General features: G+C 52.6%; 13 protein-coding genes. 6 read left to right on the top strand and 7 right to left on the bottom strand.

The genetic code is table 11. The features are described from left to right. Window positions 1-19: 19 nt before the first annotated feature. Window positions 20-436: a GNAT family N-acetyltransferase gene (locus ACYVI1_RS15780; protein ID WP_460911582.1), complete on the top strand. Its 417-nt coding sequence runs from the start codon at window positions 20-22 to the stop codon at window positions 434-436. Window positions 437-494: 58 nt separating this feature from the next. On the opposite strand, the gene ACYVI1_RS15775 is transcribed toward ACYVI1_RS15780, so the two are convergent. Then, on the bottom strand, window positions 495-1505 hold the full coding sequence (locus ACYVI1_RS15775; RefSeq protein WP_460911581.1) for a helix-turn-helix domain-containing protein: 1011 nt from the start codon (window positions 1503-1505) through the stop codon (window positions 495-497). A gap of 197 nt (window positions 1506-1702) precedes the next feature. On the opposite strand from ACYVI1_RS15775, the gene ACYVI1_RS15770 reads away from it, so the two are divergent. Continuing rightward, window positions 1703-2593, top strand: coding sequence for an NmrA family NAD(P)-binding protein (locus tag ACYVI1_RS15770; protein WP_460911580.1), 891 nt, complete (start codon window positions 1703-1705; stop codon window positions 2591-2593). Between the two features lie 44 nt (window positions 2594-2637). Beyond that, on the top strand, window positions 2638-3129 hold the full coding sequence (locus tag ACYVI1_RS15765) for a cupin domain-containing protein (RefSeq protein ID WP_460911578.1): 492 nt from the start codon (window positions 2638-2640) through the stop codon (window positions 3127-3129). Window positions 3130-3609: 480 nt separating this feature from the next. Here ACYVI1_RS15765 and ACYVI1_RS15760 read toward each other — a convergent pair whose 3' ends face one another. From ACYVI1_RS15760 to ACYVI1_RS15750, 3 genes are read right to left on the bottom strand one after another with little or no spacing between them, the layout of a single operon-like run. Then, window positions 3610-5139 carry an amidase gene (locus tag ACYVI1_RS15760; RefSeq protein WP_460911577.1) on the bottom strand — a complete coding sequence of 510 codons (1530 nt, stop codon included), beginning with the start codon at window positions 5137-5139 and terminating at the stop codon, window positions 3610-3612. Between the two features lie 45 nt (window positions 5140-5184). Further along, window positions 5185-6291 carry a glycoside hydrolase family 130 protein gene (locus ACYVI1_RS15755; protein ID WP_460911576.1) on the bottom strand — a complete coding sequence of 369 codons (1107 nt, stop codon included), beginning with the start codon at window positions 6289-6291 and terminating at the stop codon, window positions 5185-5187. A gap of 58 nt (window positions 6292-6349) precedes the next feature. Next, window positions 6350-7954, bottom strand: a complete 1605-nt coding sequence (locus tag ACYVI1_RS15750) for a M61 family metallopeptidase (RefSeq protein ID WP_460911575.1) — start codon at window positions 7952-7954, stop codon at window positions 6350-6352. Window positions 7955-8096: 142 nt separating this feature from the next. Between ACYVI1_RS15750 and rpmH the strand changes: the two genes are divergently transcribed. From rpmH to ACYVI1_RS15735, 3 genes are all read left to right on the top strand, one after another. Further along, window positions 8097-8264, top strand: coding sequence for a 50S ribosomal protein L34 (rpmH, locus tag ACYVI1_RS15745; protein WP_460911574.1), 168 nt, complete (start codon window positions 8097-8099; stop codon window positions 8262-8264). Between the two features lie 77 nt (window positions 8265-8341). After that, entirely contained in the window at window positions 8342-8758 is a 417-nt protein-coding gene (locus ACYVI1_RS15740; RefSeq protein WP_460911573.1) for a ribonuclease P protein component, read from the top strand. A 70-nt stretch (window positions 8759-8828) separates the two neighbouring features. Beyond that, window positions 8829-10487: a S41 family peptidase gene (locus ACYVI1_RS15735; protein ID WP_460911571.1), complete on the top strand. Its 1659-nt coding sequence runs from the start codon at window positions 8829-8831 to the stop codon at window positions 10485-10487. Window positions 10488-10606: 119 nt separating this feature from the next. On the opposite strand, the gene ACYVI1_RS15730 is transcribed toward ACYVI1_RS15735, so the two are convergent. The 3 genes from ACYVI1_RS15730 to ACYVI1_RS15720 all read right to left on the bottom strand — a co-directional run bounded on the left by ACYVI1_RS15730 (window position 10607) and on the right by ACYVI1_RS15720 (window position 14606). Further along, window positions 10607-11776, bottom strand: a complete 1170-nt coding sequence (locus tag ACYVI1_RS15730) for an exo-alpha-sialidase (protein WP_460911570.1) — start codon at window positions 11774-11776, stop codon at window positions 10607-10609. Between the two features lie 63 nt (window positions 11777-11839). After that, window positions 11840-12913 carry a glycoside hydrolase family 43 protein gene (locus ACYVI1_RS15725; protein WP_460911569.1) on the bottom strand — a complete coding sequence of 358 codons (1074 nt, stop codon included), beginning with the start codon at window positions 12911-12913 and terminating at the stop codon, window positions 11840-11842. Between the two features lie 112 nt (window positions 12914-13025). Beyond that, a complete protein-coding gene (locus ACYVI1_RS15720) occupies window positions 13026-14606 on the bottom strand; it encodes a RagB/SusD family nutrient uptake outer membrane protein (RefSeq protein WP_460911568.1) in 1581 nt (526 codons plus the stop codon). Between the last annotated feature and the right edge of the window lie 10 nt (window positions 14607-14616).

Raw genomic sequence — 14616 nt, 5'->3', positions numbered from 1 at the left:
GAGTTCACCTACCGATGTTATGTTTAGTTCGCTCATTGCCGAATTGGATCAGGACTTACTAAAGCGGTATGGGCCTAAACAAAGTCAATATGATGTTCATAACAAAGGATTGGAGGGAGCGAGTGTTGTCGTTGCCTTCAATCGGGATGAACCGGTGGGGTGTGCTTGCTTCAAAGTTGTTGAGCCACCCAATGTGGTTGAAATAAAACGAATGTATGTTCAGCCATCCTCCAGACAACTTGGAGTTGCTCAACAACTTTTAGCCGAATTAGAACGGTGGGCTAAAGAAACAGGCCACTCAAAAGCAATCTTACAGACGGCGATTAAACAACCGGAAGCGATTGCGCTCTACCAAAAGTGTGGGTACCAATCGATTGATTGTTATGGCGCTTATCTGGGAGATACAGATAGCGTATGCATGAAGAAAGAACTTTGAACGGTGGTACAATTTCGAGCCTAAGTTCTCCCAATAAAGAAGTCTACTTCGCCCTTTGTTAAATACCATACTGAGGAACGAAGCGGCCTTGGCGGTCCATGGCGAACCGTTTGGGCGTAATACCATAGTGCTTCTCGAATAAGCGGCTGAAGTGGCTCAGATTGCTGAACCCTAACCGGTGGCCCGTTTCGGAAACGGAATAGCCTGCCTGCGTCAATAAATAGCCCGCTTCGTCCATTCTGGCTTTCTGGAAGTAGTCGTAAATGCTATCTCCAAAGACCTGCCTGTAGAGGTCTGTCAGCTTGGAAATGCTCATACCTGCTATTCTGGCCAATTCAGGCAACCGAGGGGTAACACTCAAGTCCGCCACAACCGCTGCTCTGACCCGCGCCAACTGGTCGGCATCCACCCGATGAACGGGGCGGTGTTTTAGCGTTTCCCGCGCCAGTAACCGGTCGAATAACCAGCAAATCAGTTCCTGCACCTGAATCCAGATTTTGAGTTCACCTAATTCCAGTTGGGTGTTTACCGCAGCGAGCGTTTTCAGGATTTTCTGTGCATCGGCATGTAGGGTTTCATAGAACAGAAATCCTTGCTGGCCAACCAGAATTTGCGCCACCACACCGTTCATGTTGTTGATCCGGAGTAGGTTGCGCAGGCCGGAACGGGTCATGCTGAGTACGGTAAAAAAAATGGCGCGTTCAGGGGGGAAGCGAAGCTCAGCGTTAATATCCGGCGAGGTGATGCGAACCGTATAGGCCGCTCGTCGGTCGGTTGGCGCAACGTCGTCAGGGCCAGATTGCCCCTCAGGCCCGGTGTGTAGTTGAAACAGTATATTCACCCGGTCCGCCGTGTTGTCGGCAGCCGTCCGTCTTAGGATCAATTCCTGGGTCAGCACATACTGATGAATCAGCAGTGAGAAATTCGGTACCAGCCGGATGCGCCTAATCGACCCGATTCCCAACGAGGGGGGTAAGGTGAGCGTGTTGTCGTGCAGGTTCGCACCAGCCCGTTGGGCGAAGGCGGCTAAAAAGTCAAACTCTTCACTGGGCGCGAAGTCAAAAATCATAAAACATATTGGCTAAACAAACGCTAAAAGACAAACTGCCGACTGGCATACTTTGGCTGATCGGACTATTTTTAACTCTATTCAGGCTATTTTATCTTTACTGATAGAATGACCTTTGTTCTGTTCAATCGGCAGAGCGAGAATCGTTACGCGGTTGAACGCTTCACGCAACGGGTTACCCAGTACCCATAGTAAATATGAAAAACTCCATAGTAGTAGTCGGTGCAACCGGCAATCTGGGCGGACGAATTGTTACGGCCCTGCTGAACAGAGGAGCCGATGTGCGGGCCCTGGTTCGGCCCACCAGCGACCCGGCTAAAACCGACGAACTCAACCAGAAAGGCGTCACGATTATCAAGTCTGAGATGACCGATGTTCAGGAGCTGTCTCCTCTTTTTGCCGGTGCTGCTGTCGTCATATCGGCGGTGCAGGGTCTGCGCGAGGTGATTGTAGACACGCAGTCAATCGTGCTGGATGCGGCCGTGGCGGCTGGCGTGCCCCGCTTTATGCCGTCGGACTTTGCCAGTGACTTCACCAAACTCAGGGCGGGCGACAACCGCAATTTCGATCTGCGCCGGGAGTTCAGGACATACCTGGACAACGCCCCCATTCAGGCCACCTCAATACTGAACGGAGCCTTTGCCGACCTGCTAAGCTACGACATGCCTCTGCTGAATTTTAAAACCAGGCAAGTGGGCTACTGGGATGATGCCAACTGGAGCATTGATTTCACCACGATGGACAACACGGCCGCCTTTACCGCAGCCGCAGCCCTCGACCCAACGACGCCCCGCTTCCTTCGCACGGCCAGTTTCCAGATCAGTCCTACTGAACTGGCTGCCGTGGCTCAGCAAGTTACTGGAACTCCCTTTGAAGTAACTCGGCTCGGTAGTCGGGCTGAACTGTTGGCTTACATCAAGCGCGAACGGGCGGCTCACCCCGAGGGCGAACAGCAACTCTATTCGAGCTGGCAACAGAGCCAGTACCTCTACAGCATGTTCAGTGTTCAGAACGATCCATTAGACAACGCTCGTTACCCGGATTTGACCTGGACCACTGCCCATGAGGTGCTGGCCTCACGGCGGTAAACCCTGTTCAACAGAAAAAACAGGGTTAATCCCTATCTATCATTATGCTAAGCAAACCATTTGAACTCAATTATCAACAAGGCCAGCCTTATTGGATGGTCGATATCCTCTGGGTGGTGCTGGCCGAACGGGCTACCACCAACGGAACGTTTTCGCTGATGTGGCAATTATGTCCCGAAGGGTCTGGCCCTGGGCCTCATTACCATGATCAGGATGAAGGTTTTTTTGTCAACGAAGGGCAGATAACTTACGTTGCGGGTGGTGAGCAATTCGTGGCTAAACAAGGCTCTTTCGTCTGGATTCCCCGGAGTACGATTCACAGCTTCCGGGTTGACAGTAAGACGGCCACGTTGCTCAACTTCTACACGCCGGCTGGTTTCGAGCAGATTATTATGGCCGGGGGCCTGCCCGCCGAAGCCCTTACTCTACCTCCGGAAGGATTGGGTATGGCTATAAACCAGTCTCAGATGATGGCACTTTTTGAGAAAATAGGTATGCATGTCGTCCAGGATCCGGATGTGCTACGAGCCGCTTAGGAACATGACCTACTGAGTGTGTACCGCAGGGGACATAGGGTAACTATACAGCCAGTCTGGCGTGTGTCGGTTGTGTCGAGGCCTGGACCACTAACGTGGCCACCAAATTAGTCTGCGTGATCCGATTCGTAGTCATCAGGGTCTCTATGGCTCTCGAAGCGTCAACTGACCCATTTACCGCAGCGGTTGTTTAAAACAGGTCAGCAGGATGTAAACTAACGCATAGGCTTCGGGTTCATCAAACCCACAAGAGTCAGTTCATCGGGCACGGGTATTTTTTGCCTGTTGATCCCTATCAGGCCTGCCAGCGCCAACCCGTTCCGGGCAAACCCGATTGCTTCCACGGCTTGTGGTGCCGTTGTTCACGCCTGTTTTGACGCTGGCCATACTGAATTGCTGGTACCCCGATCCTGTACCTCGCGACCGGATGATTTTTTTGCTGAGACACAGGAGAGGCAACCCACCTGACCCGGCCCGTCTCTACAAAGCCGCCATTTTCCCAAACCAGGGCCGTTCCTGCTCTAACTGCCCCGCCAGCCGGAACAACGTTGCTTCGTCGCCGAGTTTAGCCGCGAACATCACGCCGATGGGCAATCCCTCAGAAGACCAATGCAGCGGCACCGACATTGAGGGCTGGCCGGTCATGTTCGTAATGACCGTGAAGGAGATGTAGGCCAGCGACCGTTCGGCCAGTTCGTCAATTAGTTTACTGCCTTTCAAGTATTTCAACCCGCCAACGGAATCTACCAATTTAAGTAATCGCTGCTCGGAGGCCTTATTCTGAAACGTCCCGATGGGGATGGGCGGGCGCGGTAAGGTGGGGGTCAGGAACACATCATACGTTTCATGAAGCTGACCCATTGCGCGATTAAGCGTATTCCACCGGCGTTTCTGATAAGCCACATCGCCCGCCGAGAAACCTTCGGACAGTCGGGCCTGCGCCCAGGTATTCAACTCGACGTCAGTGCGCCGAACGGGGCGGCCCAGGTGATCGCCCAGCTCCCGAAGTACGCCCGCCGTTTCGCTCAATACATTCAGAAAAAAGGCTTCGGTGACGATTGTTTTCTCGTATGGCAAGGGAACTTCTTCAACCGTATGCCCTACCCGTTCGAGCAGGCTGGCGGTTTCCTGAACGGCTTTAATACATTCGGGATCAACGGGTTGGGCGGACATGAGCGCCTGCGTCGAGAAGGCAATCCGCAGCTTACCCGGCTCCCGGTCCACTTCGTTCCGAAACGGGCGTTCGGGTGGCGCTATACCATACGGGTCACCCGCCAGCGGCCGATATGTCGGACCACCGGCAATAACATCGAGCAGACCCGCACTATCGCGAACGCTGCGCGTGAGGGCATGACCAATCACCGCCCCATTCCATAACTCGCCAAAGCGCGGGCCAAGCGTGACACGCCCCCGCGAGGGTTTCAGCCCGAACAGGCCACAGCACGAGGCCGGAATCCGGATAGAGCCGCCCCCATCCGTAGCGGTTGCTGCCGGAACAATTCCAGCCGCCACCGCCACCGCCGACCCACCACTCGACCCGCCCGGCGAGTGCGTTGGTTTCCACGGATTTCGGGCCGGGCCGTAAAGCGTCGATTCCGTGTAGGGCGTCAGGCCAAACTCGGGCGTGTTGGTTTTACCGAAGAAAACGAATCCAGCCCTTTTCAGGCGTTTGATTACCTCGCTGTCCGTCTCCGAGATATAGTGCTGATACCCTCTGGATCCCGATTTCATGGGCGTTCCGGCCCACTCATATTCCAGGTCTTTCAGCAAAAACGGTACGCCCCGAAATGGACCACCTTCCGGCACCTGTTTCGCCATAGCGCGGCCTTTGTCATACAGGGGTGTGACGATGGCGTTCAGTTGCGGATTAACGGCTTCGGCGCGTGCAATAGCCGTTTCGAGCAGTTCATCGGGCGTAACCTCACCCGTGCGAACCAGTTCGGCTAAGGCTGTTGCATCGTGTTTTACGTATTCGTCGAACGACAGCGTTTGAGAACGGGAAGTTTGCATAAACAGGGTTGGGCCGGGCCGCCGGTGCATGAGGGAAGATTTACGTTACTGCTTCGCCGTAGCGACGCCGATTTTTGAATCAGCCGTGCCATAATACAAAAACCACTTACCCCGAAACGGCACCATACCTTCCAGGAAAACAACCTGATTTACCTGTCCCTGAATTTCGTAGGGCTGGTCGGGCTTGATAAAGTAGGTTTCAGAACGGTCGATGAGTTTGGTCGGATCCTGGGCATCGAACAGGAGTTGGCCACCGGCGTAGGCATCTTTAGGCAGGGTCTCGTCCCCGTTTTTGGCGTCGTTCATGCCGTTATAAATCAGCAGGATACCCTTTTTGGTAAGCATGGCAAACGGACCGGGCTCAATCAGTCGGGAATCGTGCTTCCCCTTGCGCGACTCAGCCGCAACGGTAGGCGTACTCCCGGCACTGGCAGAGCCACTGGTTTCGAGGGGCGACCAATGCAGCAGGTCATCGGAAGTAGCAAGGCGAAGTTGGGGTTGGTCGCCCCAATACATCCAGAATTTACCGTTTATTTTTTGCGCCACAAACCGATCACCCACGCGTTTACAGACAATAGCCCCCGATTTTGACCAGCTATTTCGGTATTTTCCATTGTCGAAATCACCAAACGCCAATCCCTGCTTCTGCCAGTCCGTCATATTTCGGGAGGTAGCCATACAAAGCCGGGCCTTGTCGCCGTCGTAGGCGGTGTAGGTCATCACGTACACGCCATTGGGACTTTCCACCACGCGCGGGTCTTCGCAGCCTCCTTCCCATTCGTAGGTTTTCATGGCATCGTTGTTGGGGTAAAAAACGGGTTTAGGCAGCCGTTTGAAGTGAATTCCATCGTTGCTGATTGCCAGCCCCAGCCGCGACGTTCCGCCCACACGCCGGACGGTATCTTCGGCCCGATACAACATATACACCTGGTTATTACGAACCACCGTTGTCGGGTTATACACATCTTTCTCTTCCCAGCGAATCGTTTGTTTCCGAACCGGGCAGTCGAAGGTCGTGCTGGCATCCGCATTCAGAATCGGATTCTGCCCATTCAGTTTCTGAAACGGCCCCAGCATCCAGGGTTTTTCGGGGTGGGTCTGGGCCAGCAGGCTGGTGGGCAACAGGAGAAATAACAGGAGCGAATGCTTCATTGGTTACTCGATTGATAAAACTCTGTTCACGGACATACACGTCCGTGTGAATCCGTCTTTATTTTGCTACTACGTTTTTCCCTAATTTCTGGTCCGGCACGAGTTCGTCATGGCCTTCGTGTGGCGGGTCGGTTAGTTTACCGCCAAACCACCTTGCGCGCTGCTGCCGGCTTAACTGCCCATCAAGGCGGGCGTCGTCTAATTCCAGCAGCCGGATACCGCCGGGCTGATCCGTCGTTACGGATGGTTCTTCGTGAATAATCTGCAAACCTACCCAGGCTAAGTACTCATTGAGTTTTGTCTCGAGCGGTTGATTGCCAAAAATACACAAGTCGTAATACCAATCCAGCGATTCGCCCGCAATAGTTTCGGTTACATGCCGATAATCGGCCAGCGTATAGCCCACGAACGGCTTGCCAAACCGTTGCCACATGGTTCGCATGACGTCATCTAACGAACGGGTGTGGTCGGTCAGCCGGCGAATGTGCAGATCCAGGATCAAGGCAACAATTGCCCCTTTATGATAAACGGATACTTTGCGGTCGGGCACGCCCTTATCGTAGCCGTCGAGCCACAAATCCCACGACGATTCGGTGAGCGACTGAACGGCCCGCCCGTTGTTCTCGAAATGCCGTTTGAACAGCACCTGCAATTCTTTCAGGTAGGCCTCGTCGGTAAATACACCCGATTGCCGCAGCATCAAATCGCCGTAATAGGTCGTCACACCCTCGGCCACGAAGCAGGTCGAGAAGTAATTTTCCTGCGTGAAATCGTAGGGAAGTAACTCGACAGGCCGAATGCGGATGATGTTCCAGGCATGAAATAACTCGTGCGACGACACCCCCAGCAAATCCTGATACAACCCCTCGCCTTCGTCGTTGGGGCCAAGTACCAGCACCGTCGAATTGCGGTGTTCCACGCCATGATAATAGGGTACCGGCAAAATGAGCGTCAGGAAGTGATAGTCCCGTTCGGGAAAGTCGCCGTAGATCTCGATTTGTTTTTGCGAAAACCGGCTGAAGTCACGCACGATTCGTTCGGCATCGAAGGTGGGGTCGCCATCAGTTCGGCGGCCACCCTGAATCCAGACGTGAAACAGTGTTTTGCCCAGTTGATAGTGAACATGCTGCAGAACGGGCGCGGCTACAACCGGGCAATCGACTAAGTCATAAAAATCGGTTGCCCGCAGAATTTTTGCGCCAATTTTCTCCAGTCCACAGGCTATTGTCCAGCCATCAGGAATGCCCAGTTCCAGGGTGCAGGGTTCTGAAATTCGCCCGTCGGCATATAGGCATACGTTAACCGGGTTGACATACAGCAGCGTATCGCTCACGAAACTGCTGCCTGCATTAAGCTGGTTTGGTGTGGGCAACAGGGCGTAATAGTTGTAGCGGGCGGTTAGTTCGGTGCCGCCATTGGTTTGCACCCGCCAGCGGTCTTTGGTAATTTTCCGAAACGGCAACGGTTGTCCTGCTCCATCGACTACCTCGAATCGCTGAATATTTTTGGCAAATTGCTGCAGCTCATACCGACCCGGTCGCCAGGCGGGTAACTGCAACTCAACCTCTGGCGTGGTAATGTGGGTGAGCCGGGCTTCAACAGCGATATAATGCGGGGAAATTAACGGTCCGGCGTTCCGGTCGGCAGACAGGCGATACTCCATAACTTAAAAACAATGTAATTGACACAAACGTAACGGCAAATTCGACAAAACGATTTTATAAACCACGACTTGGTAAACTGCCGACATTCGTCTATCTTTGCGGACTCATTCGGAAAATAAGAGTTTTTAGGCAAGATATATCATGAAAAGAACGTTTCAACCATCGAATCGTAAACGGAAAAATAAACACGGTTTCCGGGAGCGGATGTCCTCTGCCAATGGCCGTCAGGTTCTGGCCCGCCGTCGTGCCAAAGGCCGTCATAAACTGACCGTTTCGGACGAGAAAAAAGGCGAACGGTTTAAAGTATAATTAGTTGATTGGTTAATTAGTTAATCCGTAGCTAACGCGACTCATTGACTAATCAACCGATCAACTAATCAACTGTTATGCTGCTAACCTTCACGAAATCGGAGCGTCTTTGCAGCAAAAAAATACTCACCGAATTATTTAAGAAAGGTAGTGCGACCGGGCCGCGTCAGGCCGTCAGGACGTTCTACCTTTTTCCATTTCGGGTACTCTATCTTCCCACTCCCGACAGTAATCCTGGTTCCGAAAGCAACGTTTCGCTGCCTGCCATCGTCATTACCGTACCCAAGCGAGCCTTTAAACGGGCTGTCGACCGTAACTTAATTCGCAGACGGGTGCGGGAGGCTTATCGGCTTAATAAGTCTTTATTTGGGTCAGAACAGGCGCCACCCGCCTATATTGCCTTTCTTTATACCGCCAAACAGATAATTTCGTTTGAAGAGATAGAAAAAGGTATGAAATTAGCTATAGGAAAATGTATGATGAAAAATGTATAATGAAAAAGCTCCAGGCAACTCTTCATTATACATTATACATTTTTCATTATACATGCTTCAATAAAACGCTATGCGCTTCACGAAACGTTTTACGCTCTTAGCCTCGTCGGCCCTCATTGCGGGTGGCATTGGGTTCTTTTCGTTTAAAAACGATGACCGTTTTTTCGAAATCGCCCGGAACCTCGACATCTATGCTACCCTGTTCAAAGAGCTGAATCTATATTACGTAGATGAGGTGAATCCGAACCGCATGGTTAAAACCAGCATCGACGCCATGCTGAAGGCGCTCGACCCCTACACAAATTTCTTCGCGGAGGACGAAATCGAGGATTACATGACCATGACCACCGGACGGTACAACGGTATCGGTGCGCTCATTGGCCAACGGCAAAGCAAAAGCATTGTGCTGATGGTGTATGAAGGCACACCCGCCGAAAAATCGGGGCTGCAAATCGGCGATGAAGTCATAAAAATTGATGGCGTCGACATACGCACCCGCAAAGATGCTGACCCCGGCAAGTTGCTGAAAGGCCAGAATAATACAGCCGTAAAACTGACTGTTCGGCGATATGGCCAGAAAGATCCCGTTGAGTTGAGCGTTATTCGCGATGTGGTAAAAATGACCAATGTGCCCTACTACGGCATGGTTTCGGAGGACGTTGGGTATATCGACCTGAAAGACTTCACGGCAACAGCCTCACGGGAGGTGCGTTCGGCCTTTCAGGAACTGAAGGGCAAGGGTATGAAAAAACTCATTCTCGACGTTCGGGAGAACCCCGGTGGGCTGCTCAATATGGCCATCGACATTTCCAATATTTTCATTCCCAAAGATTCGGAGGTGGTTACGACGAAGGGCAAAGTGACCGAGTGGAACAAGACCTATACGGCCATGAATCCTCCCTTAGACCTCGATATGCCCATTATTGTGCTGACCAACAGCCACAGTGCCTCAGCCGCCGAGATCGTGTCGGGGGTGATTCAGGATTATGACCGGGGCGTTCTGGTCGGTCAGCGCACGTATGGCAAGGGGCTGGTGCAAACCACCCGCGAATTGTCCTTTAATACCAAGCTGAAAATTACTACGGCGAAATACTACATCCCGAGCGGACGTTGTATTCAGGCCATTGACTACAGCCACCGCAACCCCGATGGCAGCGTCGGTAAAATTCCTGACTCGCTGAAAACAGCCTTTAAAACCAAAGCCGGGCGGGTAGTGTATGATGGCGGTGGGGTTCTGCCCGACGTTGTGGTTGAAGCCCAGACACCCTCACCTATCGCCCTGAGTCTGACCAACAAAGGCTTGATTTTCGATTATGCGGTGAAGTACCGGCACGAGCACGCGAGCATCAAGCCCGCCCGCGAGTTTCGCCTGACGGAGGCCGAATATGGGGAGTTTGGCAAGTGGCTCAACGACAAAGAGTATGATTACACAACGCAGGTTGAAAAAGACCTCGGCACCCTCGAAGCATCAGCGAAGAAAGAAAAATATTTCGACCAGATTCAGGAACAGCTAAAGTCGCTTAAGACCAAGATGTCGCACAGCAAAGATGCCGACCTGAATACGTTTAAGGCCGAGCTCAAAACCCTGCTGGAACAGGAAATTGCCGGGCATTATTACCTGCAAAAAGGTCTCAAAGAAGCGTCGTTCACTACCGACCCCGAAATGAAAGCTGCTCTCGACTTGTTTAAAGATATGAGCCGGTACGGAACAATCCTGAAGGGGAAGTGAGGAAGGTATTTAGAAACGAATAGTTTGCAATCCCGAACCGGGCCGCCGGAGCGGGGATGGTATTATTGTAGAAAATAACGGTATTTCATTAATCCCGATAACCATCTTCGTTATCGGGATTATTTTTTGGGGATGAGACGCCCTTTTATCATCCAGACCTCAACGGCGCCAGTAGTCGAATACGCGTTTGTACTGGTGAGCGCGACAATGCTCGAATCGGCCAGTACGCTCAGGCTGTTCCACAACCCCGACTTATTTGCTGGAATCTCAAAGGGAGTGCTCTTCTGGCCAAAATTCCGGGCGTTTTCATCGCCAATAACGACTTTCATTTCGGCGTTGCCTATCCGGTTGATCCGGCCTTCGGTTCCCTGATAGGATAGCAGCGTTTCGCCCGTTGGCAGTTGGCGCAGGTAAGGCGCACCGGCATACAGACTATCCGAAATTGGCTCAGTAAGAGCGTACCAGCGATCAGGACTGTTTCCCGACACGACCTGCGACCACTTCTGCGCGAGGGCCGACCGAATAAGATACGGCTTGAAATTTCGGAAGCCGTTGTCTTCGATGGCAAAGACAACATCACGGCCGTTTTTGAGCAGCAGGGGAACCGGCATCCCATCGCGGCTACCCGCCCGAAAGCTGACAATTTCCGGGTCTTTCGTCCAGGTCATCCCGCCATCGGCAGAGCGGAGCAACGAAATATTCTGTTCGGTTGAGGTTTGATAGATGCCCTCGTTGGCAAAGAATAGCTGAATTTCACCAGTGGGCAACTGAATAGCCGCCGGTTCCCAGCACCCGTCCTCAAACCGGAATCCGGCTTCATAAAGCAAACGCTCATCGCGCCAGGTATGGCCTCCATCGTAGCTTTTCTGCGTTCGGATGCCAAAGTGTCGGGCTGAATCAATTTTGGCAGGCCGGGGGTTATAACATACCAGAATCGAGTGGTCGTTTAAGTCAAGCACGTCCGGCACGGCCATATTGATACCCTCCTGCCGGGCTGCTATGGTCACAGGGGTCGACCAGCTCGTTCCAGCATCGGTGCTTTTTACGGCTACAATCGTTCCATCGGCTTCATAAACAGCCAGCAAGGATTGGTCGTACAACTGAATCAGTCGGGCGTAGCCACTGTAGCGCACGCCGGGGCCGGTCGACACTTTCCGGAGGGTAGTCTTATCCCATACGATTTGGCCCGGTTTCGGCGGGGAATCAGTCGAACCAACAACCGGCTGCATTGTTGCGGTTAGCCCGCAGCCAGCCAGCAAACTCACCACAACCAGCATCCATAAACGCATCTGTCATTTTTGTTTTTAAGGTTCTGAATTGTTGCGCTCTTTGCGTTTACGATAGCTACAACCTTATTCCCCGCTGGGTCGTTTGAGCAGGGTTGCTAAGGGCGCAGGCTTCCCGAAATCAGGGGAACCATCAGCTTTCCACGTAAACCGCTGCATACGGGGCGACCGCTTATCGCTGCAGCCCTGGCCTGCCTGCGGATTGGCATGGTAGATAATCCAGTTATCAGTACCATCGGGCGTGGTAAAGAACCCGTTATGCCCAACGCCATACGTTCCATCGGCAGCGGTGGGACCGAACACCGGCTGGGTTGATTTCGTCCACGAAGCCGGGTTCATCAGGTTGGCGGAGAGGGGAGCCGTAAGCATGCCGAGGGCGTAGGCATCGGTGCTGCAATGACTCGCCGAATACACCAAAAATACCTTATTGTCGTGGGTCAGAAATTCCGGGCCTTCATTCACGTAGGGCGTTCCCTGCTTCTCCCAGTCATAGTCGGGCGTCGACACGCGCAGGCGCGGGCCGTCGGCTGTCCAGGGGTCTTTCATCTTGCACAGATAAATGTGCTGAATGTTATTCCGTTCTGCATTTTCCCAGCCCGACCAGGCATAATAGAGTTGGTTGTTCAGTTGAAGCAGTGTTCCGTCAATGGCCCATCGGTCGTCGGGTAGCTGCACCTGTCCTTTCGATGTCCAGGTTCCCGTGAGCGGGTCGGCAGCTTCGTTTTCAAGCACCCACATCCGGTGTGTGGTATTGGGAGCAACAACAGCAGCGTAGTACAAATACCAGCGACCATTCACGCGAAACAGTTCGGGTGCCCAGATGTCGCGTGTAGCGGGTCCCGATGCGGGTGGCGACCACACAACGCTCGTTTGAGATTGACCCAGCAAGCTCATTTTTTTGGTTTTGTAGAGCCGCAAATCGCTGCCCGTTGTGTGCATCACGTAATAAAAACTGTCCTGATAAATCACCCAGGGGTCAGGCCCAACGCCCAGCAGTGGATTCTGAAAACGGGTCGCCGTGTCCTGCGCCGTTGGGGTTGTTGGCGTAACGACCGCACTGCCGGAGGGTGTTTTTCGGCAGGCTATCGGCCCGGCTGTCAGTGTCGCCAGTAACAGGTAGACAAGAATGCGTTGTTTCATACGTTGAATGAGGGTAAGGATTAAAAGAGCGAAAGCGTGAATGAGTGAAAGAGTGACTTGCTACTGTAGCGTTTTCACTCTTTCACTCATTCACGCTTTCGCTCTTTTACGTTTACCAACCCGGATTTTGTTTGATGTTGGGGTTAGCGTCGGTTTCGTAAAGCGGAATTGGGTATAACTCTGTTTTACCTTTTTTGAACGTGGTGAAGTCGGTGTCGAAATCGGATTCATTAGCTGGTTTTTTGCCCGCGTCTGGTCCGGCCAGTTCGGGACCGAGAATGCCGTAGCGCTTCATATCCCAGTACCGCTGTGTTTCACCGGCCAGTTCAACAACGCGGTCATGCCGGAGTTGTTCCCGAAAAGCAGCCTGGCTCATTGTCAGAGGCAGGTCTTGCATAGCCACCCGTGCCCGTACTTTGTTGGCAAAGGGGATACCCGCCGTTGGTTGACCCTGTTCGTTGAGCGCTTCGGCATACAGCAGATAAATATCCGCTAAGCGAATCACCCGGTCGTTGATACCCGAAAAATAGCTGTCGGTCGCCTGGTAATAGGTCGTGTACTTAATCCAGAAGCGATCCCGTTCAGGCAGGTAATCGCTGCCGCCAGCCAGTTTGGTCAAATCAGCATAAGCAAAACCGTGCGGCTTAAGCGAACTGCCGCCGTAGAATAAGGTATAGTCGAGCCGGTAGTCAACCTTGCCGTTCTTGTCTTTTTCTTTCAGAAACTCATTATAAAGCCACTTGGTGGGTTGCCCATCGCACCAGCCACCCTTACTGAACCCGTTCGTATTACGCAGACCAAAAAACTGGGCGTGTTCAGAGGATTCGGAGCCGCCTGCCACATCGTAGTTTACCGCGCCACCTACTTTGCTTTCGTTTTCGTCGAAATACTGAATCTCAAACAACGACTCTTTATTGTTTTCCAGCAAGGTGGTGAAATTGTCTTTAAAGTCCGGAACCAGGTCAAACCGGGTAGGCGTCTGGTCAACGATCTGTTTAAAGGCCGCTGCCGCTTCGCTCCACTTGCGCTGTTGCATAAACGCTTTCCCCATTAGGGCAATCGCGCTATACTTATGCAACCGGCCAACATCCTGACCTGAATAGCTCTCGGGCAGGTCGGCGGCTGCTTCCTGACAATCCTTAATCACCTGAGCAAACACCTCAGCCTGTGTTGCCTGTTTTGGGCGGTCGCTCAGCGTTTGGGAGGTTAATACCAGCGGCACGTTGCCCCAGATGTTGGCCATGTTATAATAAAAATACGCCCGGATTACTTTGGCTTCGGCCAGGAGTCGTTTTTGCAGAGCCGCGTCCATTTTAATGGTGGGCACATTTTCCAATACCTGATTCGTCCGGTAAATCGCCTGATAAGACGCCTGAAATGGCTCAATGTTCATCGGAATGTTATAGTCCGATACGATGAACTTGCTGATATTTCCTAAGTCCGTCCAGGGGCTTTGACTATAGCCTTCATCGGAACTAAGATCGGTCAGGAAGCGAATCCAAAGTGAGAACCGCCGATCCTGCATCCCACTGTAGGCTGCATTAACGCCTTTTATAGCATCGTCGGAGGTTTTCCAGAACGTCGCTGTCGAAGCCTGGTTGGGGTTGACCTGGTCGAGCAGTTTGCTCTCGCTGCAACTAAACAGGAGGCCCCCCGTCAGCACAGCAGTCAGTGCCAGTGTTTTGATATTCATATTGACGTCG

The organism is Spirosoma areae (assembly GCF_054781775.1).
Note: the sequence above shows the minus strand (reverse complement) of the source record. Positions and strands in the feature narration are given on the sequence as shown.

Coding starts and splice junctions, on each gene's coding strand:
- ACYVI1_RS15730 (WP_460911570.1), bottom strand. CDS start 11,776: ATGCGTTTATGGATGCTGGTTGTGGTGAGTTTGCTGGCTGGCTGCGGG.
- ACYVI1_RS15750 (WP_460911575.1), bottom strand. CDS start 7,954: ATGGAGTATCGCCTGTCTGCCGACCGGAACGCCGGACCGTTAATTTCC.
- ACYVI1_RS15760 (WP_460911577.1), bottom strand. CDS start 5,139: ATGCAAACTTCCCGTTCTCAAACGCTGTCGTTCGACGAATACGTAAAA.
- ACYVI1_RS15780 (WP_460911582.1), top strand. CDS start 20: ATGTTTAGTTCGCTCATTGCCGAATTGGATCAGGACTTACTAAAGCGG.
- rpmH (WP_460911574.1), top strand. CDS start 8,097: ATGAAAAGAACGTTTCAACCATCGAATCGTAAACGGAAAAATAAACAC.
- ACYVI1_RS15765 (WP_460911578.1), top strand. CDS start 2,638: ATGCTAAGCAAACCATTTGAACTCAATTATCAACAAGGCCAGCCTTAT.
- ACYVI1_RS15740 (WP_460911573.1), top strand. CDS start 8,342: ATGCTGCTAACCTTCACGAAATCGGAGCGTCTTTGCAGCAAAAAAATA.
- ACYVI1_RS15720 (WP_460911568.1), bottom strand. CDS start 14,606: ATGAATATCAAAACACTGGCACTGACTGCTGTGCTGACGGGGGGCCTC.
- ACYVI1_RS15735 (WP_460911571.1), top strand. CDS start 8,829: ATGCGCTTCACGAAACGTTTTACGCTCTTAGCCTCGTCGGCCCTCATT.
- ACYVI1_RS15755 (WP_460911576.1), bottom strand. CDS start 6,291: ATGAAGCATTCGCTCCTGTTATTTCTCCTGTTGCCCACCAGCCTGCTG.
- ACYVI1_RS15770 (WP_460911580.1), top strand. CDS start 1,703: ATGAAAAACTCCATAGTAGTAGTCGGTGCAACCGGCAATCTGGGCGGA.
- ACYVI1_RS15725 (WP_460911569.1), bottom strand. CDS start 12,913: ATGAAACAACGCATTCTTGTCTACCTGTTACTGGCGACACTGACAGCC.
- ACYVI1_RS15775 (WP_460911581.1), bottom strand. CDS start 1,505: ATGATTTTTGACTTCGCGCCCAGTGAAGAGTTTGACTTTTTAGCCGCC.